The organism is Pseudoalteromonas sp. HM-SA03, from assembly GCF_002289345.1.
Classification (GTDB): Bacteria; Pseudomonadota; Gammaproteobacteria; order Enterobacterales; family Alteromonadaceae; genus Pseudoalteromonas.
Genome location: NZ_NSDG01000061.1, coordinates 46,261 through 65,969 on the forward strand (window position 1 = coordinate 46,261; position 19,709 = coordinate 65,969).

20 protein-coding genes and 1 pseudogene are annotated in these 19,709 nt (G+C 44.3%); 14 read left to right on the top strand and 7 right to left on the bottom strand.

What is annotated here, in order from left to right; genetic code table 11:
• Positions 1 to 132: 132 nt before the first annotated feature.
• The gene (locus CKO50_RS12825) at positions 133 to 1,206 is read right to left on the bottom strand and encodes an SGNH/GDSL hydrolase family protein (RefSeq protein WP_095728475.1); all 1,074 of its coding nucleotides are present in this window, start codon (positions 1,204 to 1,206) and stop codon (positions 133 to 135) included.
• A 176-nt stretch (positions 1,207 to 1,382) separates the two neighbouring features.
• On the opposite strand from CKO50_RS12825, the gene CKO50_RS12830 reads away from it, so the two are divergent.
• The 6 genes from CKO50_RS12830 (at position 1,383) to CKO50_RS12855 (ending at position 4,805) form a co-directional block, all read left to right on the top strand.
• Positions 1,383 to 1,772 carry an HIT family protein gene (locus CKO50_RS12830; protein ID WP_010605155.1) on the top strand — a complete coding sequence of 130 codons (390 nt, stop codon included), beginning with the start codon at positions 1,383 to 1,385 and terminating at the stop codon, positions 1,770 to 1,772.
• Positions 1,773 to 2,060: a hypothetical protein gene (locus tag CKO50_RS12835; RefSeq protein WP_095728476.1), complete on the top strand. Its 288-nt coding sequence runs from the start codon at positions 1,773 to 1,775 to the stop codon at positions 2,058 to 2,060.
• Between the two features lie 15 nt (positions 2,061 to 2,075).
• Positions 2,076 to 2,528, top strand: a complete 453-nt coding sequence (locus tag CKO50_RS12840) for a GNAT family N-acetyltransferase (protein WP_095728477.1) — start codon at positions 2,076 to 2,078, stop codon at positions 2,526 to 2,528.
• Between the two features lie 13 nt (positions 2,529 to 2,541).
• Positions 2,542 to 2,949, top strand: a complete 408-nt coding sequence (locus CKO50_RS12845) for a GFA family protein (protein WP_010605152.1) — start codon at positions 2,542 to 2,544, stop codon at positions 2,947 to 2,949.
• Positions 2,950 to 3,125: 176 nt separating this feature from the next.
• The gene (locus CKO50_RS12850; protein WP_095728478.1) at positions 3,126 to 3,947 is read left to right on the top strand and encodes a hypothetical protein; all 822 of its coding nucleotides are present in this window, start codon (positions 3,126 to 3,128) and stop codon (positions 3,945 to 3,947) included.
• Between the two features lie 15 nt (positions 3,948 to 3,962).
• Positions 3,963 to 4,805, top strand: a complete 843-nt coding sequence (locus CKO50_RS12855; protein ID WP_095728479.1) for a hypothetical protein — start codon at positions 3,963 to 3,965, stop codon at positions 4,803 to 4,805.
• Between the two features lie 17 nt (positions 4,806 to 4,822).
• On the opposite strand, the gene CKO50_RS12860 is transcribed toward CKO50_RS12855, so the two are convergent.
• Positions 4,823 to 6,205 (bottom strand): pyridoxal-dependent decarboxylase, encoded by a 1,383-nt coding sequence (locus CKO50_RS12860; RefSeq protein ID WP_095728480.1) that lies wholly within the window; start codon positions 6,203 to 6,205, stop codon positions 4,823 to 4,825.
• A gap of 95 nt (positions 6,206 to 6,300) precedes the next feature.
• On the opposite strand from CKO50_RS12860, the gene CKO50_RS12865 reads away from it, so the two are divergent.
• The 4 genes from CKO50_RS12865 to CKO50_RS12880 all read left to right on the top strand — a co-directional run bounded on the left by CKO50_RS12865 (position 6,301) and on the right by CKO50_RS12880 (position 9,901).
• On the top strand, positions 6,301 to 7,695 hold the full coding sequence (locus tag CKO50_RS12865) for a PLP-dependent aminotransferase family protein (protein WP_095728481.1): 1,395 nt from the start codon (positions 6,301 to 6,303) through the stop codon (positions 7,693 to 7,695).
• A gap of 40 nt (positions 7,696 to 7,735) precedes the next feature.
• Entirely contained in the window at positions 7,736 to 8,317 is a 582-nt protein-coding gene (locus CKO50_RS12870) for a nucleoside deaminase (protein ID WP_095728482.1), read from the top strand.
• 155 nt (positions 8,318 to 8,472) lie between these two features.
• Positions 8,473 to 9,222, top strand: a complete 750-nt coding sequence (locus tag CKO50_RS12875) for an ABC transporter substrate-binding protein (protein ID WP_255229725.1) — start codon at positions 8,473 to 8,475, stop codon at positions 9,220 to 9,222.
• Between the two features lie 85 nt (positions 9,223 to 9,307).
• A complete protein-coding gene (locus CKO50_RS12880) occupies positions 9,308 to 9,901 on the top strand; it encodes a DUF998 domain-containing protein (RefSeq protein ID WP_095728483.1) in 594 nt (197 codons plus the stop codon).
• Here the strand turns inward: CKO50_RS12880 and CKO50_RS12885 are convergent.
• The 5 genes and pseudogenes from CKO50_RS12885 to CKO50_RS12905 form a co-directional block, all read right to left on the bottom strand.
• Positions 9,891 to 10,538: a tRNA (adenine(22)-N(1))-methyltransferase TrmK gene (locus tag CKO50_RS12885; protein WP_095728484.1), complete on the bottom strand. Its 648-nt coding sequence runs from the start codon at positions 10,536 to 10,538 to the stop codon at positions 9,891 to 9,893. The two genes, CKO50_RS12880 and CKO50_RS12885, sit on opposite strands and share 11 nt — an antisense overlap.
• Before the next feature lie 15 nt (positions 10,539 to 10,553).
• Complete coding sequence (locus CKO50_RS12890; protein WP_095728485.1) at positions 10,554 to 11,585, bottom strand: DUF2955 domain-containing protein; 1,032 nt, start codon at positions 11,583 to 11,585, stop codon at positions 10,554 to 10,556.
• A 1-nt stretch (position 11,586) separates the two neighbouring features.
• Positions 11,587 to 12,641, bottom strand: a pseudogene (locus CKO50_RS12895) (HlyD family secretion protein).
• Complete coding sequence (locus tag CKO50_RS12900; RefSeq protein ID WP_039497284.1) at positions 12,634 to 13,119, bottom strand: MarR family transcriptional regulator; 486 nt, start codon at positions 13,117 to 13,119, stop codon at positions 12,634 to 12,636. The pseudogene CKO50_RS12895 and the gene CKO50_RS12900 overlap by 8 nt, the downstream one beginning before the upstream one ends.
• A gap of 93 nt (positions 13,120 to 13,212) precedes the next feature.
• Positions 13,213 to 14,190 (bottom strand): TDT family transporter, encoded by a 978-nt coding sequence (locus tag CKO50_RS12905; RefSeq protein WP_176474659.1) that lies wholly within the window; start codon positions 14,188 to 14,190, stop codon positions 13,213 to 13,215.
• A 103-nt stretch (positions 14,191 to 14,293) separates the two neighbouring features.
• Here CKO50_RS12905 and CKO50_RS12910 point away from each other — a divergent pair, with 103 nt between their 5' ends.
• The 4 genes from CKO50_RS12910 (at position 14,294) to CKO50_RS12925 (ending at position 19,709) form a co-directional block, all read left to right on the top strand.
• Positions 14,294 to 15,163, top strand: coding sequence for a LysR family transcriptional regulator (locus CKO50_RS12910; RefSeq protein WP_095728487.1), 870 nt, complete (start codon positions 14,294 to 14,296; stop codon positions 15,161 to 15,163).
• A gap of 118 nt (positions 15,164 to 15,281) precedes the next feature.
• Complete coding sequence (locus CKO50_RS12915; protein WP_095728488.1) at positions 15,282 to 16,145, top strand: DUF417 family protein; 864 nt, start codon at positions 15,282 to 15,284, stop codon at positions 16,143 to 16,145.
• A 293-nt stretch (positions 16,146 to 16,438) separates the two neighbouring features.
• On the top strand, positions 16,439 to 18,544 hold the full coding sequence (gene ovoA, locus CKO50_RS12920) for a 5-histidylcysteine sulfoxide synthase (protein WP_095728489.1): 2,106 nt from the start codon (positions 16,439 to 16,441) through the stop codon (positions 18,542 to 18,544).
• A gap of 52 nt (positions 18,545 to 18,596) precedes the next feature.
• Positions 18,597 to 19,709, top strand: a complete 1,113-nt coding sequence (locus CKO50_RS12925; protein WP_095728490.1) for an aminotransferase class I/II-fold pyridoxal phosphate-dependent enzyme — start codon at positions 18,597 to 18,599, stop codon at positions 19,707 to 19,709.

The window sequence follows — 19,709 nt, forward strand, 5'->3', positions numbered from 1 at the left end:
TTGTTTTTAAAGCGGGTGAGTTGATTTTTTGTTGTGAATTTTTGTATAAAAAACAATGTGAAAGTTTGTAAATGGTTTGCGTGTTATTCAGTACATCGAGCTTAATCTCACTGAATAACGCCGAACATATGCTTAGAGAAGTGTTTGCTGCTTGATAAAGGTAACGAGTTTCTCGGCAATGTCTTGATGTTCCGAAGCGGTTGGATGCCACACACAGCCTTCTAATGGTGAGTTGAATGTATGACTGTATAGTTTACTGATATCTTGCTGATTAAGCCTTGCAATTGCATCGTGAGTTGCTGGAATAATGAAGTTATATGGATATGCCGGACGAGGCATATAAATAATGGGAACCGCAGGATATCTTGCACGCAGCTGTTTGGTGAAACCGACCATCGTTTTTACCCACTGCGTTTTGACTTCATCAATAGTTTGCCAAGGCTCTGCAGGGGTTGGATCGGTACTAAAGTCATTGGTGCCTACTTCAATGACGATAAGCTGTGGAAACTTGTCTTCAAAGTCAGTATTGTCGGTAAATACTGCTGACATTTTATCGTAGTAACTACGCAACGTATGATGTGGTTGATTGCCGCCCCAATTTCGAATTAAGCCTAAACCTGAGTATGAAACTTGGGTAAAACTGGCTCCCAGCTGTTGCGCGCTCATATACGGAAATGCTTTACGCGCGTTACTTAAATCAAGAATTTCACTCCATTCACACTGTCTTTGGGTAGACTCACTGCCAAAGCCTGCGCTAATTGAATCGCCAATAAATAAGATATGGGGCTGTGGCTGCTGGATTGAGTCTAATTTTCCGTCCACATTAACACTTAGGATCTGGGTATTGTGTTCGTAGTGCTCCCAGCGTTTCACGAGTTCAATTGTGACGGTTTCTGCCTTTGTACTTTCAAATAGTGTGAAGGTCTCTGCGACTCCATTGGCGTTGGTCTTTAGCTTTTTTGTAAATTTGCCATCAATCAATACATCGAATTGATCGCCATAGCCCATCAACTCGATATGAAAGGCACGGCCGGTGAGCTTGGTATGCAGCTGGCTACCCGGCCAATTAAAACTCACACTGCCATCGGCATAGTTTTTACTGACGCGTCCTTCATAATGAATTGCATGATGGGTCGCTGCGTGATTTGCGGCACTGGCTACGCTTCCAAAAGCTAATAAAGCCACCGTAACTAACGTTTTTAACATGTTGTATTCCTTGTAGGGTTATTCATTGAATAATGTAACTGGTTCAAATGGGTTGTGAGTGAATTTGGGCTTGAAAATTATTCACTTAACAAAGGAGAAAATAGAATATATCACTGGCAGGAAGAGAGTCGCTCAGGTACATTACTCTATGTAATCAGGTTAAGGAGAAGTAGCTGATGACGATTGTAGAACAGATAGTTGCTAGAGATATTGAAGCGGTTATTGTATATGAATCAGAGCAGGTGATTGCGTTCGCCGATCACGACCCCATAAACTTTGGTCATATCTTAATTTGCCCCAAATCCCCTTATGAAACGCTTCTTCAGGTCCCTGAATCCATACTGGCTGAAATCCACCGCGTTGCGCGTGACCTTTATGTGCGAATTGAGCGTAAATTTTCCCCAGATGGGATTACGCTGGTGCAAAACAACGGGCACTTTAACGAATTGAGCCACTATCACCTGCATATTTTCCCCCGCTATAAGCGAGATAGTTTTGCGTTTGGACGCGATGGGCTCAATATTAAACCTCAAGAGGTTTTGCGTACCTCACTTGAGGGGTTATAGATGCTCGGGGAGGTATTAATTAAGGTTGTTGTAACGCTGTTGCTTTGTATGTCACTCGTCTGGACTTTGTTGCCTTGGGCGTTTGGGTTATTAAATTTCCAAAACAAACATGGCGACCCACTCTACAACATTGGCCGCGTGTGCTGGTGGGTAATGGTTGCTATGCATCCTGTATTTGCTATTGGCATTTGGTTTTTCGATGCCAGTTTAAGTAAGTTAATATTTAGCCTAGCTGCAATGCATTGCTTTTTTGGGATAACGTTTGCCAGAAATGTAAGCACGCAATAAATCAAAAGGTCATAAGTGAAGATTACCATCAATGCGATTCAGGGCGAGGATGCGGATGCCATCGAAAGGTTAATGCGTGAAGTCTCAGAGGCTGACGTCTTACCAAATTTTTCGCAGCTTGGCAAAGAGACTTATCTAAACGGAATAATACCTGAAGTGACTCAGGTGATGTGCAATGCTAACTTTGTCGGTGCCAAGGCGTTATTAAACGGTGAGCTGATTGGATTTGCTTTATTAAGAGATGGTAACTACCTCACCCATTTATTTGTTGCCAAGTCAGCTCAAGGTAAAGGGGTTGGTCGGCAGTTATTAGATACTGTGTTAGCGAGTACATCCGCAGCTCAAATCTCGCTATGTTCATCGCTTAATGCAGTATCGTTTTATCTTGCGCTAGGTTTTCAGGCGACAGGGCAAGAAGCACAGAAAAACGGTATTAGATTTGTTCCAATGAAGTTAGACCGAACTTAAGCAAGGATATTTTATGACATTTCCAATTAATGGCTCATGCCAATGTGGTGAAGTAAGCTACACGTTAAAAGCAGCACCTAAAATGGTGGTCGCCTGTCATTGTAAGGCTTGCCAAAAACTGTCAACCAGCGCATTTAGCATTACAGCCATTGTTGATAAAGACGATATTGAATTTTCGGGTCCGATGAAGGAATGGCGACGCCCAGCTGACAGCGGTAACGTTAGCGGAGCTAAGTTTTGCCCAACTTGCGGCAATCGCATTTACCACTTTAATCCAGCAGAGCCGAATTCAATTAAACTCAAACCAAGTAATTTGGACGATACTCGCCTTATTCAACCGACGGCCCATGCATGGGTTAGTGAAAAGCAAGACTGGTATACCATCCCAGAGGGCGTCATCGTATTTGATAAACAGCCTTAGCCAGTTTTGGTGTAACGCATTGAAAGCACGTCCACCAGTTTATTTTAGTGCTGTTTTTACTACATAGGTTGGGTTGTAAAAAAATTACAAAAGTAAATTTTAAGTAATTAAAAATGCGACTACACTAAATCGACATAAGAAGAATATCTGCTAGATTTAAGATCTAAGGAACGAGTATGCCAACACCTCAACCGGGCACTGTAGTGAGCAATGCACAAACCAGAGCCGCTAATTTAACGACGACAAACAGCAATGAAGTGCCAGCGACTAAACAATTTGTAGTGAATGCCACCGGCAACTTATTTATCGCAAGTACGCTAAATAGTACCGCAGGTGGAAGTGTATTGCCGCAAGAAGCTGAAAATGCGTTTGGTGAAGTGAGTGTATTTTTTGCTGCTTTAACCAAGGCGATGGCAGAGTCAGGCACGAGTTTATATGACTATGACGCGCTCAATAAATTAGTCTCAAGCTCAGGTCTTTTTGTCAAAGTGACAGAGAGTAATATTCAGTTTGAGAGTAAACAGACAGGGGTCACACTATCGAGCCAGTTGATTCAAACTTTACTAGGGCTCAGTGGTAATTTAGCCTCCATAGGAAAATCATTGATGGATATGATCGCTGGTATGGGGCAAGCCTCGGTAAGTATTAGTGCGAGTTCCGACAGCCAAGACAAAAAGGTCGGCACCATCATTTTTGTTTGCGAATATTTACTCGGTGCTATTTCTATTGCGCCAATTGTTATCTCAGCGGATGCCAATGATGTCAAATCGGTGTGGCAAGCAGGCCCTTGTTTAAAAGGGGGTCATACGGAGATACAACTTACACTTTGTAAGTCTGTTTATTTATTCGTTCCTCCTGCTTTTGTTAAGCAAGCAGCGTCGCTCAATGAGGCGATGTCAGATCCAGAGTTTAATAATCTGATTGAATCAATGCGAAGTGTCATAGCCGCACCGCCGCAAACCACAGCGGCCAGTAAAACGACTAAAAAGGACAGTTAATGTTGGGAGTAAACAATGTTCTCAACTTGGTTTAGCAAGCAAGATAAACCGTCAAAACTGCAATCACAGCCAATATATACCCCAATTACTAAACATTATGTGTTTAATGAAACGGGTAATATCATGTTGTGTGCTACGGCGGATAGCATTCAGAGCTTCGACACTGACTTAAAAAGTGCATTCGTTGATATTAGTGTGTTTTTTGCTGCGATGACAAAAGCGGTGACATCGACAATAAATCCGGTGACGGGGAAGCCGTTTTCAATATTTAACTACCAAGCCGTGAAAAATATTTTGGTAGAGTCAGGGCTTTTCATTGAAACCAATGTGGAAGAAGGCACTTTTAGTCACGATGGCGTAGGTAATACGCTCGGTAAAGCGCTGTTTCAGCATGTCTTAAATCGAGAGTTTTCTGAAAAGCAGCTGCCTTTTGCCAAGTCTATGTTTAATGGGATGCAATATCAAAGGGCGAAGATGGCAGAGCAATCTGAGATGACGGAAGCGCAGCAGCAGTTGTGCCGCAGTGGTAGCATCTTTTTTATTGGTGAGCTGTTGATGGGTGTGCCACAAACGTCGGCAATTTTGCTCAGTATTGAACCACAAAGCGTTGCCCAGTCGACGGGCGATACAGAGAGTGATTGGCGAGATTTATTTTCGTTGGCTGGGTTAGATGAAGACAAGCATCAGCCCAAGCACATCGTGCGTCATTGGAAATTTAAAAAACGTACTTATCTATTTGTACCACCGCAGTTTATTTCTCATGCGGTGGCTGGACTTGGTGAGCAAAGCAATATCGATTTTGAGGAATACAGTCGCAAATTGGCGCAAAGTATTACTCCTAATAACAGCGTTAGCTAACTTCAAGTATTATAATCTTAAAGCGCCTTAGCTAATTCGGTTAATGCGCTTTTTGCTATGTCTAAATCAACTTGCTCCGTTTGCCAATTACTGAGCGCAGCACGGATCACTTTCTGTCCTTGCCAACTCCCAGGGCTGACAAATATACGGCCGTCTGCATTAATGGCATGAAGGAGGGCGGTTGTTGCTGCGTCGTCTTTGCCACTTGGCTTGAAAAGTACTACGTTCAGCTCTCCGTAGTAGACTAAATCATAGTCTGGAGAATCAGTAAACCAGTCTGCAAGCTGTTTAGTTTGCGCAATATTTTTGCTTACCCATTGACGGATCCCGTCTTTACCATAGGCAAGTAATGACATCCAAACGGGTAGTGCCCTAAATCGACGAGAGTTTTCTACACCCATCGAAAAAAAGTCGGGGTCGGCTTTTGATGTGACTAAGTAAGGCGCTGGAACGTCGCAGCTTTCAACCAAGTAGTGCAAATGACGAGTGAGAAAGATCCCACAGTCGTATGGCACATTGAGCCATTTGTGTGCATCCAAGGTGATACTATCGGCTAACTCTAGCCCCTTAGTGCGACCTTGAGAACCGGAAACCAGACGCTCGAAAATGCCAAATGCAGCATCAACATGCAACCAAGCTTGGTGTTTATCGCATAAATGGCGGATCTGAATTAAATCATCAAAATTAGTGCCAGTAACCGTGGCGGCACTGGCGATGACAATTTTTCCTTTGGCGTTACTTGTTGTAAGCGCTGACTCAAGCGCTGCAATATCCGTAGCTTCATTGCCTACTTGCGTTGCGATTCTAGTGATTTGGTTGCGGCCAAGGCCTGCAAGACCAAGCGCCTTAATCATACTCGCGTGGGGCGTCGCGCAAAAAACTTCAACTTCCAGACCGAAGGCTCCATCCTCTGCCACATTGATCCCTTGTTGATGTCCTGCAAACTGGCGTGCTATGACTGCACCTAAGTAATTTGCCGCTGTGGCCCCTGTAGTAAAAAGACCATCAAAGCTTGCTGGTAGGTCGAATAATTCGGTTAGCCAGCGAATGGTCTGCCGCTCTATACTGGTCGCAATGGAGCCATCGCCCTTTGAGACATTTTGGTCATAGGTTGACACGAGCCAATCGGCAAAAGTGGCAACAGGCGTTGCGCCGCCGGTGACAAATCCCCAATACCTAGGTCCAATACTGGTGCTTAAGTTAGGCACTACTTGTTTACTAAAGATCTCTATCAGTGATTCAAATTCAACCCCTGATTCTGAGAGTGTTAGGTTGGGCGGAGCAACATCTCGACCTGCGACTGGGCGGCTATTGCTAGACTGTATAAACGCCTCGGTAAGTTTAGAAAATTCAGTGAGCAATTGGGGTAATGCTTGCCATTGGTTGTGTGTCATGGTCATGTGCCAATCCTATTTGTGAACGAATACTGGAATTACAGTGTAACTTCGGTAAAAATGCAGTACAGATACAGAATTGTTGGTTGTTAAGGGTACAGATGGCGAGGAAGTTTATTACATTAAGTGAGCAGGTGATTGCAGAGATAAACGCCGGTGAACGTCAATACGGTGAAAAAATGACTTCACTTAGGATCTTTGCCAAGCAGCATGGCGTAAGCATGAGTACTGCAATTAGAACCTACGAGGAATTACAGGATAATGGCTTTTTAGCTTCTCAAGAGAAATCTGGTTTTTATATTTGTAAACCGAAAGCGAAAAATAGTGACATTGACTTTGCTACGTTTACGAGTGAAGTGAAATCTCCTAAAAGTGCGTTAAGACCCTCTGTCGCAGGGCTCAATACGATGTTATCGACGGTGCAAGTAGCACCTGAGTTGATGCCCATAAGTCGCCTGACTAAGTTTATAAAGCAAGCGTTCGACTCTCCTCAGTATCACCATTTTCATTATCCAAGCGCGATGGGACTGAGGTCGCTTAGAGAGAATCTAACCAAGCACTTTAAACAGAAGGGGTTGGCGCTGAATCCTGATAATCTCGCGGTGACGGGCGGTTGTATTCAAGCCGTGATGGCGGGACTGCAGGCTGTTACAAAAGCGGGAGATTGTGTGGTGGTGCCGTCACCATGTTATCAAGGTTTATTGCAACTGCTTGCGACGCTACAGCTCAAGGTGATTGAAATCCCAACGATGCCCGAAGGACTTGACCTAGAAGCCTTAGAACAGGTAGTGACAACGCAAAGGGTATCAGTGTGTTTGCTTACGGCAAACCATCAAAATCCAACAGGGCACAGTCTATCTGTGCAACAAAAAGCGTGGCTTGCGGATTTTGCTGCGCAGTATCAAGTGGCGATTATTGAAGACGACGTCTTTGGGGAGCTGAGCCATAATCACACGATGCCTTTACCGATAAAGGCGTGGGATAAAACCGGATATGTAATTTGGTGTAGCTCAGTGTCTAAGACGTTAGCGCCGGGCTTGCAAGTTGGATGGTGTGAAGCTGGGCGTTATCAAAGCCAAGTGGCCGCGCTCATGCAGGCATTTCACGGCATGCCAAACCAATGTTTACAAATGGCGGTATCACGCTTTATTGAGACAGGACATTACCAGCGCCATTTACGGACACTTAATCGCACCTTAGCGGCACACTGCTTCGCTTACCAAAGCTATTTGAAAGCGCGTTTACCAAAGGGCTGTAAAATATCTTCCCCTCAGGGCGGAATGGCATTATGGCTGAAACTGCCTAATATTGACTGTGATGCACTCGCTTTACGGCTCGCTGAACTTGGGGTTGAGATTCGCCAAGGCAGCTTATTTACAAGTCGTGAGTTGTATCAAGATCATCTGCGGATCAATTGCGGTTGGCCGCTTGAAGCGGCAAAACCTTGGTTAGATAAGCTATGTAATTGGGTACTTCATAATTGCGCCAAATTATAGTGTTAAGCTCGGTTCATATAATACAACAAGGAATTAAAAAATGACTGTATTACTCAACGCAGAAACCCAAGTAAATAGCGAAGCGCTCAATGCCATTGCACATATGCCAACCAAGAGTCTTGGCGTATTACTCGATAGCAACTTTACGCGTAAGCTTTGCGATAAAGACTTTATGCGCATTGCTGTATTGCTGGCAAAAAAGGGTTATGAAGAGGGCGGTTGCCCAATTGGTGCGGTTATTGTTGATAACGAAACCAACCAAATTGTAGGTAAAGGACATAATACGTTAGTACAAGAGAGCCACCCATATAACCACGGTGAAACCTCTGCGATTCGAGATGCGGGACGGATTGATTTTAGTAAAACCACTTTGTATACCAGCCTAAGTCCTTGCGACGTATGCGCAACATTACTCTACATGCGTGGTTTTCAGCGAGTCGTGGTGGGGGATATCACTAATGCTTCAGGCAATGAGCCGTTACTTGAAAGCAAGGGCGTACAGGTCGATATTTTAGAAGACGAGCAAGGTATCGTATTGTATCAACAATTTCGTACTGAAAAGCCAGAACAAGATTTAGAAGATTGGCAAGGTCTGGCAGCGGTAAACGCAGATAATAAGTAGCTAACTGTACCCATGGCGAGGTAACACCATTACTACATGATGTACTTGATTATCAAATGAAATACTTTTGAGGCAATATAGCCATTGCTGCGGATTGAATTGCAATGCAAGTACGGGCACACTGACCGAATGATTATTTAATTTATTGAGATAAAATGATTTGGAAAATTTTATTCCTTATAGCGCTACTTGCATCAACTAAAATAATTGCTTCGCCGCAAGAAACGGTGCATTTTGTTGCGGAAGATTTGCCTCCCTATCATTTTATTAATGGCCAAGGTGAAGTGAATGGTGGCCTGGTTGAGCTTGCCCAAGCGGTAGCAGATAAAGCAAATGTTGCTGCTAAAATTGAAATAATGCCGATGGCACGGGTGTTACACGAATTAGAAACTAAACCTAATGTGGTGCTGTTATCTTGGCTAAAAACACCAACTCGGGAAGTCTATTTCCGCTTTTTGGGGACTATGTGCCATACGTCCGCATCACTCATTGGCTTGAAACAATCTCAAATGGCAATAAACAATCTTGACGCTGCAAAGCGCTATCGCACCGGAACCATACGCGGTTATTATAGTGAAACCTTTCTCAAACAAGCTGGCTTTTCTGAAGGCTATGAGTTGGTATTAGTGTCAAACTACCAAAGTCTTTGGAATTTATTGTTTAAGGGTCGGATTGAATTTGTACTAACCAATACGCTAACACTTGAGAAAGAACTAAATGCGCTTAAGCTGGACCCAAAAGCAATTGAGCACAAGTTACTTCTTGAACATTTCCCAAGTGAGCTGGCTCTGGCGGTGAATGCAGAATTTCCCAATGAGCTTGCGAACCGGCTGCAGCATGCACTAGCGGAATTAAGTCAAAGTGGTCAGCAACAAGCTATTTTGGAGCGCTGGAAAATACACTAAATTGAATACAGAAGCTTGGTTTCGTATGTTCCTGAATTAGTATAAAGTGTATACACATAAATTTAGCGCATTAAGGATAGGCATGATGTTGCAAGAGTTGGTGAGTTATTTTGGCATACTAGCAAGTATATGGATGCTGGTGGGAGTATATGTTGTTGCCAAGCGTTATCCAAATTATAGTCACAAAAATCAATTTTGTAGTGAGTTAGGTGCCAGTGGTAGCCCAACAGAGCGATTGTCTCCTGCTGTTAATAATTACCCCTTAGCCCTGCTATTTTGTTGTTTTGGTTTTTATATCATCTTGGTACCCGAAGGGAACTGGGCGTTAGGTGTTATTGGCAGTTTGATTGTTTGTCATGGTCTAGCAACCGCTGTTGCAGGTTTCTTTCCTATGGATCCCGATCCATACACAACCTCGCCAAGTCGAGCCTGTAATATTCATTCTTTCGCGGGCATGGTAATGCTATTAAGTTTACTTATCGCTCCTTTATTGGTTTGGTTTGTAAGCCCCTTAAGCTCGCTATTTGCTTGGTTTTCTACTGCTTGTGTACTTGTTTGTATCGGTTTTAGCTATCAGCTTGCCAATGCTTACAAGCAAAAGCGTAACAGTGGGCTCTATCAACGATTAAGTTATGGCGCTCAGCTAGTCTGGCTGAGTGCGCTGAGTTTTATAGTGTAAGGTGTTGATAAGCAGATAAAATGGCTTGCGCTTCGGGTTTGCCTTTGGCAACTCGTGCATAATGATCCAGCGTTTTCTCTAAATAGCGTTTGGACAGCGTGCCTTGTTGCCAAATCGCTTCGCCCAACGGGGTTATGGCAGTACCAGCCTTACTTGAAGTAAGATAGAGTACTTCATAAATACGTCGATTTTCTTCAACCAGTGATTCATGGATCAGCTTAAGTGGTAAAGATTGCAAGGTTTGCCTCAAGGTATAATGATGATGAACTGGGCAAAGCAAGAAATCGACCTCGTCAGGTAAATTGCAGCAAAGACTTGTCATCAGTTCTGCGGTTAAGTCGCCACCAACACCTGCGATGATCACTAACTGCCTGCCTGAGTATTGTGCAAGCGGGAGCTTCGCAACGTCTTGAGTGTAAAGGCTATAGCGCGTTTCGGCTTCTGGAAAGAAGCGTGAGAGATCCAGTTTCACTTTCGCGATAAGCGCTGGGACTACATCAACAAAGTGTATGTGCGCTTGGCTCGAATCTAAAAACTGTGCGCCAAGCTGGCCATGATCGCAGCAGCAGTCCCAAATATGTTGATAGTCTTCAGTAACAACATCATGCAAAGTCTGTAAGCGTTTTCCAAGCTTCAAGTGGATTCCTTTTATTCAGGCGTAGGTATGGTGGCGCGTTGCACTAAAGTGGTTAAGTAGGCGATGAATAAGGTAGATTGCACAGAGACTTACCGTAATTGCAACACTCACTGAACTGAAGCGATACAGTGCGCTGTAGATCAAATCTTGATTTGGTGCGAGAGACTGGCCAAACAAGATCCCAAAAGTGGTAATAATACCAAAGCCAATCCCAGGAGCACCACCACTTAACAAGTGGTAGCGACTAAAAATGAAGACTAAGATCCATAAAATAAAAATTGGAAAAAGTAAAATTTGGCTATAGGTTTGCAGTAGAATTTGCGCTGCTAATGCCAAGTTACAACCTATAAGCGTGCCAACTGCACGTTGCCAGCCTGCTGTGCCCGCCGCTTTCCAGCTCAGTGGAAAGAGGATTAGTATTGATGCCGCTTGGGCGGAAACAGAATCTTGTAAATCTAGGATTTGGAATACCATAAATGAGAGTGTGGCTACGGTGGCGCACAGTAGGACTTCATGGCGAATACTTGCCGCGTCTTTCGCTGGCCGCGGCGGTAATTGACGCACAGTAACATCCGGAAATAACCAATGCATTACATATGCGGTTGCGATACTAATGATAATAGCCAGAGAGTTACTGGCTATGAGTGAATATAAGCCACCACTGGTTGAAGCATAACTGGCAAAATGAAGTTGGATTGATAGTCCCACCACACTCATTGCACCAAATAAGAAGTTAACGCCTTTGCTCATTTGCAAAAACAAAAAGGCAAATAAGGCAAAGGTGAGTAAGGACATTAACGCAGGGTGGAAGCCAAATAGCCCTTGTATCACCAATACCGAAAAGGCACAGACCAACCCACTTAAGATAAACTGGCGCACTATGTGTGCGTTTAACATTGGTACTAACCCAAGTAGCAGCATGGGATATACGGTAAAAAAGATACCGTACGGCCAGTTGAGCAGTTTGCTTAGTGCAAAGCCTAGCGTACTCCCAGTTGCAATACGCAGCATCTGTCTTAGGTCATTGGCGTTTAGTGCAACTTTCATATCAATAAACGTAGTGAAGTAGACTGACGAATTTGATTTGCGCTTGTGCAAGGGTTGCAAGCAAAGTGCTTTCAGGCAGGACTTGAACTGTCGCTCTGGCACCACTTGCTAGAATAGGTAATGGCTCATCAAATGCTAAATGAACGCGTTGACGCTGCGCATCTCGCACCCAGCGGTTGGAGGTCTCAACGGCAGCCAATTGGCCGTCGGCATTGAGTTGTCCATCACTGACCCCTGCAGAAAATTCATGGATCACGGCAGGATAGACTTTGCCCGGTAACGCATCAAAGCTCACTAGCGCTTGTTCGCCAAGTTTGACGTGGTAAAGCGACTTTTCTCTGAAATCCGCAGCTAAGTCAACATTGTCCGAAACCAAACTGGTTAGACTCACACCCGTGCGAGCATAGGTTCCCGTGGTGATCTGTAAGTTACTAATGATGCCATCATGGGGCGCGCGGACTTCGGTGTAGCTGAGTTGCAATTTAGCCTGCTCTACGGCATTTCGTGCTTGCATTAGTGCAATATTCTGTTCGTCGGTTGCACCACGCTTTACTTCAAGCGCATGTAGATTAGCTTTGAGTGCACTGAGCTGTGACTTAGCCGTCGCAAAATTTGCTTGAATTTGATCTGATTCCTGCGTTGAAATTGCGTGTTGTGACAGCAAAGATTGGCTGCGTTTATAAAGTCGCTGTTGCTCATCATACTTGGCTACAGCAGCCTCNGCTGCGCAACCATCTGTGCTTCTAATTGTTTGTTCTGTTGATTAACTTCTGCCAAAGCGAGCTCAGCCTTAGCTAATGCTAAACGATACGGCGCGTCATCGATAGTAAGTAGTAGTTGCCCTTGCTGAACTCTTTGATTATTGCTGACATTCACGGCAAGCACTTCACCACTGACTTTGGGCGTCACTTTGGTTACTTGATGATACACACGTGCCTGGGGCGTCATTGGTATGTAGAGATCAGCAAAGATAAAATAGCTAAAGCAGAGTGCAAAAAGGGCGATTGAAACCTTTACGTAGCGGGAAAATTGCTGATCTGGACTAAGTTTACTCACTGGTACTCCCATTTTCAGAAATATTGTCACAACATTGCTGAGCATTGTTCTCAAGTTTGACCAACGCATGTGCGATAGCATTGAGCTCGTCATCGCTAAGCCCATGATATAAAAGTGCTTTCACTTCACTGATCCGCATCTTTAGCTGCGCTAACTGGGCTTGCCCGTGTTCGGTGAAGTAGATTTTACGACAGCGTTTGTCTTGCTTATCAATGCGGCGCTCTATCACGTTATTTTCTTCTAACTGTTTCATCGTGCGAGTAAGGCTCGGCATTTCGATATCTAAACTGCACGCCAATTGGTGTTGTGTGCAACCTTCACCCAAATGGTGAATATGCATCATGGCGGTCCAGCGTGGCTGGGTAAAACCGAGTGGCTCCACAGCTTGGGTTACGGCTTGACGGCAAATTCTATGGACTCGGCCTAACTTGCCACAGAGGCTGAGATCGAGCGTTTCATGAAATGGAAGTGACGACATAACTTAAGATATATTTACTTAGCATGCTAAGTATTCTAGATTAGTTAGCATGCTAAGTAAATAGTGTGTGTTTAGGTTATTGCAATATTAGCTTTAACTCTCTGAATTGGCGGTGCTTATTTTTAGTAAGAATCGCGTATAGTGAATACAAACATGGCTAATTACAGCGATCGCAACAACAAGTTCAAACCAAACTAGGTACTGCAACACACTTAACCAGCCTAAGCTTAAGTGTTCGCTGCCGGGCCAAGTGACGACTTTACTAATGGCGGTGACGCCAATGACCAATGGAAAGGTATATGCCGCAAAGGCGGGACTAAATGGCAGGCGTAGAAGCTGAATAAAAGCAAGGTATATTGCTAGGGTCATAATAATAGCAATGCTGAGTAGGGCAAACACCACGCCAGCCGCTGGCATTGGATGGACACTTAAATATCCTGCCAAACATAGACTTGCAGGCGCTGCCATGACTGCAATTGTGGGCTGGGTTTGCTGTGGTATGGCACTGCCTCTACATAAACGGTAAATCATGAACGGTAGCAGCAGCAGATAAAATATCACTCCCAAGTACCAAAGCCCCATCGCCAAAGGTTGCAACGCTGCCATGCCGTTAAAGGTGACATCGGCAACGACAAACCCCACAGGGGGAATAAACCAACTTGGCACTAGCTGGTTAAGCTCAAAATTGCGGCTGCGAAAATACACAAAGCTGGCTAGCAACCCTAGGTGAAGCACAATGGCAAGTAGCCAAACCACAGTTGCAATAAGATGAGAATAGGCCGCGATGCTATGAGAAATCACCATAATTGTCATGGCAGTGGTTGGTAATACACTCCCAACTATTGGATCTGCGAGATCTGCTCTTAATAGAGCAGGCTGATGAATAAACTTAAGCACTAACAGCAATAAAATAAAGCCAGCCAGAAGTGCACTTAAGGGTTTTAACACAAAAAGTGCGGGAAAGAGATTACTGATACACCATCCTAAACTAGCCAGCCCAAGAGCAAGACCAGACATCGGGGTGGGGATATTGGCGGTGAGTTTTTTACTACAAGAATGAAGAGTAGCCATGCGTAATTTCACAATAATTGTTCGATGAGGGCATAATACGCTTGCGCTTTAATTAAGAATATCTGAATATATTTAAATTAGTGTTCAATAATTCTTAACGTCAATGATAACCCTTAAGCAACTCAATGTATTTACGGTAATCGTGCAAGAGCGTTCGATCACGGCCGCAGCGGATAAGCTATGTTTAACTAAGGCTGCTGTTAGCATGGCTCTGGCGGAGTTAGAGCGTCACCTCGAACAACCATTATTCGATCGTGTAAATAATCGATTAATGATAAATCCAGCCGGAGAGTTATTACTACCGCATGCGCATCAAGTGCTTGATAGATGTCGCTTCTTAGAGTCCCTATTTAAAGAAAGCGAGAGGCTACATGGCGAAATTAAAATTGGTGCCAGCGATACCTTAGGCAATCATTTGCTGCCTCCCATGTTAGCGGCTTTTCAGCAGCAAACAGGGCATACGCAGCAGCAGTTGTTTATCACCAATACGGCGAAGGTGTGCGCTATGCTTCGTGATTACGAATTAGACATTGGTTTTGTTGAAGGCCGAGTGATAGGCGAAGGTTTAGACATCATGCCTTGGTTTGAAGATGAAATGTGTATCGTGAGTGCAATGGACTTTGCGGTAACTGACTTTCAAATGCTGATACAAAGTCAATCTCGTTGGCTGTTGCGGGAACAAGGCTCCGGCAGTCGAGAATTTTTCTTAGCGAATATTGCAGCGCAGCTTACGTCGTGGCGAACCGCGTTTGAGTTAAATTCCACTGAGGCGATTATAAATGGTGTTGCGGCAGGGCTCGGTTTAGCGTGTATCTCAAAATACTCCGCTGAACATGCCATAGCACAGCAACGTATTAAGGCACTTTCTGGTTTAAAAGCCGCACCGAGGCAGTTTTGGCTGGTGACGCGTAAAGATAAATTTCAAAGCCCAATATTAACGCGACTTATTGACTTTGCGACGCACTGGCGTTGAACTGAGCTGTCGACCTAACGACTCAGCATACCTTGCAATGGGTATAAACTTCGTAAATGCTGAATGAACTTTCTAAAACCTCGGGTCTTATAGTCAATAGCATATTAAGAGGTTAGATATGTCGTTCAGAACTATCGATTATTCTATTTCAGGCGTGTTAGCAGTGAGCTTATTACTGCTTGGCATTTCATTTTTGTTTGGCGCTGGGCCAAGTACCATTTCCGGTACCTTTAGCTTTTACGGGTTAACAGAGTGGGTGCCTGTTGCCACACTTGGCATTGTATTTGGCTTTGCGTTAATGGTCGCTGCGGGTCTAGTCATTTTACAGCAATGTAAGATTATTCCTGCGGCATGGCCGCTTGCCTTAATCGCCATCATTAGTTTATTTACTTTATTGACGTTGTTTGCCGAAAACCGCTGGATAGCAGCTCATGGCGGCTTTCCCGTTATTGGTTCTGGGCAAGGGATCATCAAGTATTTTGCGTTAGTACCCATCGCACTATTTCTATACTGTCGTCATCATACCAACACGCGAACGCTAGTGTGGGCGAACTATTTCCCGGTGGCATTGGTTTTAGTCTGGATTGGCGGAATGAAATTTCTCGAACTCGAAGCAAAGGCAATCGTGCCGCTAGTGGAAACTTCACCGTTTATGTCTTGGATGTATGAGTTGTTTTCCGTGCAAGAAGCCTCAAATGTTATAGGCGTCTATGACGTTTTGATGGCAGGCTTGCTCGGCATTGGCATTTGGTTTAATCAGCGAGTCTTGATTGGCGTTGCAAGCCTTGGGTGCCTTGCGGTATTTGTTATGACACAAAGCTTTTTGTTTACCGCAGCCGGTGCGTTTAGCGACATGAGCTTGCTTGGTGGTTTGGGACAATTTGTGATTAAAGACTTGTGGTTTATCGCCAATATCATGGTGCTGGTGTTTTTGACATTGGAGTCCAGCTCGGCTGAGTCTATAGAGCCAGCTGTCGTGTAAATTTCATTGTGATGCAGCTCTGCTGCCAAAAGAGCGTAACCTGAGTTGCGCTCTTTTTATTTTTATCACATATGCCAGGTGAAGTTTTTTCTGAAAATAGTCCTGTCGGCAGTGAAAATTAAATGTGAATAAGTTAAGGTCATAAAAAGTTGATATCAGTGGTCTAAGCTAGATTATCAAACGTATACAGCAGGATGCCATTGGCATTAAGTGGCAAAGTGAGCAAAGTTTAAAAGCTGCATGCATTGAAATGGTGTATGTATCGAAGTAGCAAGTTTAAAGAAGATAATTGTATGGAAAGACCAAATACATTAAAGCCAATCTGGCTTTCAGGTGGCGATGTAGAGAAAAAGCGCGCTGAGATCAAAGCATACTTCAACAATAGCTGGCAGCAGTACGAATCATTATTTAGCAATATCAACAATGACGATGCCTATTTTTTGAAGGCTGAGCGGTTACGGCACCCTCTCATTTTCTATTTCGGTCATACCGCTTGTTTTTACGTTAATAAGTTGATGTTAGGAAAATACATCACTCAACGCGTTAATCCACATATTGAATCTACCTGCGCTGTTGGCGTAGACGAAATGTCTTGGGACGACCTTGATAGCAATAATTACGATTGGCCAACAGTGCCAGAAGTGCGTGCTTATCGCCAACAAGTGAATGTGCTTATTAACGGGTTAATCGATGAGATGGATATTACCCTACCAATCACTCAAGATAGCCTTGCGTGGGTTGTTTTGATGGGTATTGAACACGAACGTATCCACCTAGAAACCTCTTCTGTGATAATGCGGATGCTGCCGCTGGCTGACTTGACTTTACAACGCGGTTGGGAAGCGTGTGATGAGTACGGTGATGCACCTGAAAACAACCTAATTCTAGTAAGCGGTTGCGATGTTCGGCTTGGCAAACCTGAGTCAAATCAAACCTACGGTTGGGATAACGAATATGGTGTACAAGATGTCAATGTGACGCCATTCAAGGCCAGTAAATATGTGGTCTCAAACCAAGAGTTTTTAACCTTTGTCGAAGCTGGTGGCTACAATCAGCCTGAGTTTTGGACGGCTGAAGGTCAAGCTTGGCTGGCTTCAACTAAATCAACCATGCCGCGTTTTTGGGTAAAAAAAGACACAGGCTTTTGGCAACGAAACTTAGCCGAAGAAATCCCATTACCACTCAATTGGCCAGTTGAGGTTAATTACCTTGAAGCGAAGGCTTTTTGTAATTGGAAGTCTGAGCAAAGTGAGCACTTTGTGCGCTTACCGACAGAAGCAGAGTGGCAAGTGCTGCGCGATAAGCTCGATGTTGACTTGCCGACATGGAGTGAAGCGCCGGGGAACATCAACCTTGAGGTATATGCTTCAAGCTGTCCGGTTAATCGTTTTGAAACTGAAGGCTTATTCGACATCATCGGCAATGTTTGGCAATGGACAGAAAGTCCGATCGACGCATACAGCGGCTTTAAAGTGCACCCACTATACGATGATTTCTCAACGCCTACTTTTGACGGTAAACACAATCTGATCAAAGGTGGCTCTTGGATTTCTACAGGCAACGAAGCGGTGCGAGATTCTCGTTATGCTTTTAGACGCCACTTCTTCCAACATGCAGGATTTAGATACATCGTAAGTGAGAGTCCACAAGTGCCGGTGCAAAAGGTCAACCTGTGTGAAATGGATGCTGACGTTGCCAATGCGCTACATAGCCATTACGGCAAGCCTGTTATGCATTTTGGTAATCCATTGCAAAGCGTTGTTTCAAAGTTAATGACGCATTATCAAGGTAATACAAATAAAGCGCTGGACTTAGGTTGTTCGGTCGGTCGCGCAAGTTTTGAATTAGCCAAACACTTTACACAAGTAGACGGCATTGATTTTACTGCGCGCAACATTCAACACGCGTTGGCCTTAAAAGAAGGCACGCCGGTACGTTTTGCCACCGAGATTGAAGGTGAAATTGTGGACTTCCACGAAGTGTCTACTTCGCAATTAGGTTTTAATGAACTCAGCGAGCGTATTCATTTTTGTCAAGGGGATGGGCATAACCTTAAACCACAATTCGTAGAATATGACTTAATCTTATGTCATCGTGTTGTGGAACACTTATATTCACCAAAAACCTTTTTAAACCAAATTAAATCGCGTTTGAATGCTGGAGGGATCCTTGCGATAAGCTCAGCCTATCAGTGGGACAAAGCGCTAACCCAAGCACAAAACTGGTTGGGTGGTTATAAGGTCAGTGGCGAGAATGTGACGGGCCGTGATGGTTTAGAAATTTTACTGGGACGAGATTTTGAACTGTTGGCAGAAGACGAAGTGATGTCAGCCATAAGCAAAAACGCACGTAAAGTTGAACTAGAGCGATGCCAACTTACGCTATGGCGTCTTAAATAGTCTTTGATACACATGCCAGCAAAAATGCTGGCATGATTTTTTAGGTTAAAGAATGGAATTAGTATTACCCGATCACATTCAGTTTAGTCAAAGCTTGGTTGCTCCCATCGATATCAACTTGAGTGATTCCTGCGCTCAAGGCGTCACGCTCGGTGAACTTATTGAGCTTAGTGGCGGCAAAATGCCAGACATTGAACTGGGTTACAATCCGATTGCGGGCAGTGAAGGACTAAGAGCGGCGATTAAAGCTTATCATCTACCAACGACAGCATGTGTGGATCTTAATCAAATCGTGACATTTAGCGGTGCTCAAGAAGCTATTTTCACTACGATGGCGCAATTACTAAACCCACAAGATGAGGTGGTGGTCTGCACACCAAGTTATCCATCGCTTGCAACACTCCCCAAACAGTTTGGCGCTATCGTCAACACAGTACCATTGCGAGAAGAGGACAACTGGCAGTTTGATATAGAAAGACTCAAAAGCACAATGACGACAAAAACCAAACTCATTATCGTCAATGCCCCTCACAACCCAACAGGCGTTGGCTTGACTGACAAAGAGGTAGAGCAAATACAGCTATTGGCAGAGCAGTGTGGTGCTTACATTTTAAGTGATGAAGTATCAGCACAGAACCATGGCGATGATCGCGCCGTAAGTGGGCGCTTTTCGGCTTATCCGCGGTCGATTACGCTAGGTGTATTATCCAAAAGTATAGGCTTGCCTGGCATCCGAGTAGGGTGGGCAATTTGCGGTTCGAAAGCACTAGCTGATGCGCTACTGGCCGGTAAAAGCTACTTAAGTATTTGTGGCAGTAAAGTGGATGACCTATTGGCGACGGCTGCATTGCAGCAAAGCGAAACTATCTTAGCGCATAATGCGAACATCATTGCAAACAACGTCCAATTGATGCGTGAATTTGTCAGTTTATACTCGCAAAAAGTTGCTTGGGTTGAGCCGCATGGCGGGGTGTTGTCATTGCTGAAGATTCATTCAGTAAGGGATTCCGAAAAGTGGTCACGCCTATTTATAGAGACCTCGAACACGCTATTATTACCCGCAAAGTTATTTCTATTGGAAAGCGAGTGCCACTTTCGTTTAGGAACGGGTAAGCGCAACTTTGCCGCTGGTTTGGCAAGGCTTGAAACACGCCTTAACGACTAA

Coding starts and splice junctions, on each gene's coding strand:
- CKO50_RS12860 (WP_095728480.1), bottom strand. CDS start 6,205: ATGACCATGACACACAACCAATGGCAAGCATTACCCCAATTGCTCACT.
- CKO50_RS12900 (WP_039497284.1), bottom strand. CDS start 13,119: ATGTCGTCACTTCCATTTCATGAAACGCTCGATCTCAGCCTCTGTGGC.
- CKO50_RS12905 (WP_176474659.1), bottom strand. CDS start 14,190: ATGGCTACTCTTCATTCTTGTAGTAAAAAACTCACCGCCAATATCCCC.
- CKO50_RS12855 (WP_095728479.1), top strand. CDS start 3,963: ATGTTCTCAACTTGGTTTAGCAAGCAAGATAAACCGTCAAAACTGCAA.
- CKO50_RS12870 (WP_095728482.1), top strand. CDS start 7,736: ATGACTGTATTACTCAACGCAGAAACCCAAGTAAATAGCGAAGCGCTC.
- CKO50_RS12890 (WP_095728485.1), bottom strand. CDS start 11,585: ATGAAAGTTGCACTAAACGCCAATGACCTAAGACAGATGCTGCGTATT.
- CKO50_RS12850 (WP_095728478.1), top strand. CDS start 3,126: ATGCCAACACCTCAACCGGGCACTGTAGTGAGCAATGCACAAACCAGA.
- CKO50_RS12915 (WP_095728488.1), top strand. CDS start 15,282: ATGTCGTTCAGAACTATCGATTATTCTATTTCAGGCGTGTTAGCAGTG.
- CKO50_RS12880 (WP_095728483.1), top strand. CDS start 9,308: ATGTTGCAAGAGTTGGTGAGTTATTTTGGCATACTAGCAAGTATATGG.
- CKO50_RS12825 (WP_095728475.1), bottom strand. CDS start 1,206: ATGTTAAAAACGTTAGTTACGGTGGCTTTATTAGCTTTTGGAAGCGTA.
- CKO50_RS12925 (WP_095728490.1), top strand. CDS start 18,597: ATGGAATTAGTATTACCCGATCACATTCAGTTTAGTCAAAGCTTGGTT.
- CKO50_RS12910 (WP_095728487.1), top strand. CDS start 14,294: ATGATAACCCTTAAGCAACTCAATGTATTTACGGTAATCGTGCAAGAG.
- CKO50_RS12865 (WP_095728481.1), top strand. CDS start 6,301: ATGGCGAGGAAGTTTATTACATTAAGTGAGCAGGTGATTGCAGAGATA.
- CKO50_RS12875 (WP_255229725.1), top strand. CDS start 8,473: ATGATTTGGAAAATTTTATTCCTTATAGCGCTACTTGCATCAACTAAA.
- CKO50_RS12845 (WP_010605152.1), top strand. CDS start 2,542: ATGACATTTCCAATTAATGGCTCATGCCAATGTGGTGAAGTAAGCTAC.
- CKO50_RS12835 (WP_095728476.1), top strand. CDS start 1,773: ATGCTCGGGGAGGTATTAATTAAGGTTGTTGTAACGCTGTTGCTTTGT.
- CKO50_RS12830 (WP_010605155.1), top strand. CDS start 1,383: ATGACGATTGTAGAACAGATAGTTGCTAGAGATATTGAAGCGGTTATT.
- ovoA (WP_095728489.1), top strand. CDS start 16,439: ATGGAAAGACCAAATACATTAAAGCCAATCTGGCTTTCAGGTGGCGAT.